The sequence below is a fragment of the Loktanella sp. R86503 genome (genome assembly GCF_042466455.1).
Classification (GTDB): domain Bacteria; phylum Pseudomonadota; class Alphaproteobacteria; order Rhodobacterales; family Rhodobacteraceae; genus Loktanella.
Window position 1 is genome coordinate 1 of record NZ_JAXHCI010000001.1, and the last position, 2,500, is coordinate 2,500.

The 2,500-nt window shown below is 52.6% G+C and carries 1 tRNA gene and 2 rRNA genes (1 of these 3 cut by a window edge); all 3 read right to left on the minus strand.

The features are described from left to right. Position 1: 1 nt before the first annotated feature. Positions 2 to 75 (minus strand) — tRNA-Met (locus SJY10_RS00005). Between the two features lie 78 nt (positions 76 to 153). Continuing rightward, positions 154 to 268 (minus strand): 5S ribosomal RNA (gene rrf, locus SJY10_RS00010). Between the two features lie 153 nt (positions 269 to 421). Continuing rightward, positions 422 to 2,500: ribosomal RNA gene (locus tag SJY10_RS00015) — 23S ribosomal RNA — on the minus strand (it continues 825 nt past the right edge of the window).

The following is a 2,500-nucleotide window of genomic DNA, read 5'->3' on the forward strand; positions in this document are numbered from 1 at the left end:
GTTGCGGGAGTAGGATTTGAACCTACGACCTTCAGGTTATGAGCCTGACGAGCTACCGGGCTGCTCCATCCCGCGCCATTTTGGACGTTTTTTGTCCGTATGATGCATTATTTGTTTTTAGATCGTCGAGAGATAGGTGTCTGTGTTTATTAGGTGTGGCAATGACTTACTCTCCCACGTCTTAAGACGCAGTACCATCAGCGCAGTGGCACTTAACTGCCGAGTTCGGGATGGGATCGGGTGTTTTGCTCACGCTATGATCACCACACCAAAAAAACACAGACGGCGGGTTTTTTGTTTTCCCGCGTTTTCACATCAGCGGCCTGCGTATTTACGCGGACCGTTGTTCAAGTCAGCACAACTGATGTTGTGGTGTGTATGTATTTTGATTTGTTCTTTTGAAGTCTAGCTTCTACTGGATCAAATCAAGCCTATTGGACCATTAGTACCAGTCAACTGAACACATTGCTGCGCTTACATCTCTGGCCTATCGACGAGGTGGTCTACCTCGGTCCTCAGGGATACCTTGTTTTGAGGGGGGCTTCCCGCTTAGATGCCTTCAGCGGTTATCCTGTCCGATCATAGCTACCCTGCACTGCCGTTGGCACGACAACAGGTCCACCAGTGGATCGTTCACCCCGGTCCTCTCGTACTAGGGGCAACTCCTCTCAAGTATCCTACACCCACGGAAGATAGGGACCGAACTGTCTCACGACGTTCTAAACCCAGCTCACGTACCTCTTTAAACGGCGAACAGCCGTACCCTTGGGACCTGCTCCAGCCCCAGGATGAGATGAGCCGACATCGAGGTGCCAAACGGTGCCGTCGATATGGACTCTTGGGCACCATCAGCCTGTTATCCCCAGCGTACCTTTTATCCGTTGAGCGATGGCCCTTCCACGCGGGACCACCGGATCACTATGGCCGACTTTCGTCTCTGCTCGACTTGTCAGTCTTGCAGTCAGGCTGGCTTCTGCCATTGCACTCAACGAGCGATTTCCGACCGCTCTGAGCCAACCTTCGCGCGCCTCCGTTACAATTTGGGAGGCGACCGCCCCAGTCAAACTACCCACCATACAGGGTCCCGGATCCGGATAACGGACCGCGGTTAGACATCAAGCAGAGCAAGGGTGGTATCTCAAGGGAGGCTCCACCAGGACCAGAGTCCCGGCTTCAAAGCCTACCACCTATCCTGCGCATGCTGTACCTGATGCCAGTGTAAAGTTGTAGTAAAGGTGCATGGGGTCTTTCCGTCTAACCGCGGGTAGCCTGCATCTTGACAGGCAATTCAATTTCGCTGAGTCCACATTTGAGACAGCGGGGAAGTCGTTACGCCATTCGTGCAGGTCGGAACTTACCCGACAAGGAATTTCGCTACCTTAGGACCGTTATAGTTACGGCCGCCGTTTACCTGGGCTTCAATTCGGAGCTTGCACTCCTCCTTTTAACCTTCAGGCACCGGGCAGGCGTCAGACCCTATACGTCGTCTTACGACTTCGCAGAGCCCTGTGTTTTTAGTAAACAGTCGCCACCCCCTGGTTTGTGCCCCCGCCCAAAACTTGCGTTCTGAACGGGCCTCCTTCTCGCGAACTTACGGAGGTATTTTGCCGAGTTCCTTAAATGTGGTTCTCTCAAGCGCCTTGGTATTCTCTACCAGTCCACCTGTGTCGGTTTAGGGTACGATCTTAAAGGAGGGCTATTTCCAGGAACCTGTTGGCAGCCCATTCAATCCGATAAGGATGAACTACGTCTCAGATCCGTCACCACTCCACGGCCCAGGAATATTAACCTGGTTCCCATCGACTACGCCTTTCGGCCTCGCCTTAGGGGTCGGCTTACCCTGCTCAGATTAGCTTTAAGCAGGAACCCTTGGACTTTCGGCGAGGGAGTCTCTCACTCCCTTTGTCGCTACTCATGTCATCATTCTCACTAGTGATCTCTCCACCCCATCCCTCACAGGGGGGCTTCACAGAAAAGACTTCGTCTTTTCTGACCTCTCTTTATGCCCTACCGCCTTCGGCTACTTGAGGGCGAACCCTCTCATAATCGTCTGCGCCAGGATCAAGAGATCAGGATAAGACAAAGTCTTATGTCACACTACGCTCTGCTACCGCGTATATTGCTATACACCCTAGACTTCGGCTCATGGCTTGAGCCCCGTTACATCTTCGCCGCAGGACAACTTATTTAGACCAGTGAGCTGTTACGCTATCTTTAAAGGATGGCTGCTTCTAAGCCAACCTCCTGGTTGTTTTGGTCGTCCCACCTGCTTTCCCACTTAGCCATGAATTAGGGGCCTTAGTCGTAGGTCAGGGTTGTTTCCCTCTTCACACCGGACGTTAGCACCCGATGTGTGTCTGCCGTCTAGTACTCCTCGGTATTCGGAGTTTGGTTAGGATCAGTAAGCCGGTAAGGCCCCATTACCCATCCAGTGCTCTACCCCCGAGGGTATTCGGACGACGCTCTACCTAAATAGATTTCGCAGAGAACCAGCTATCTC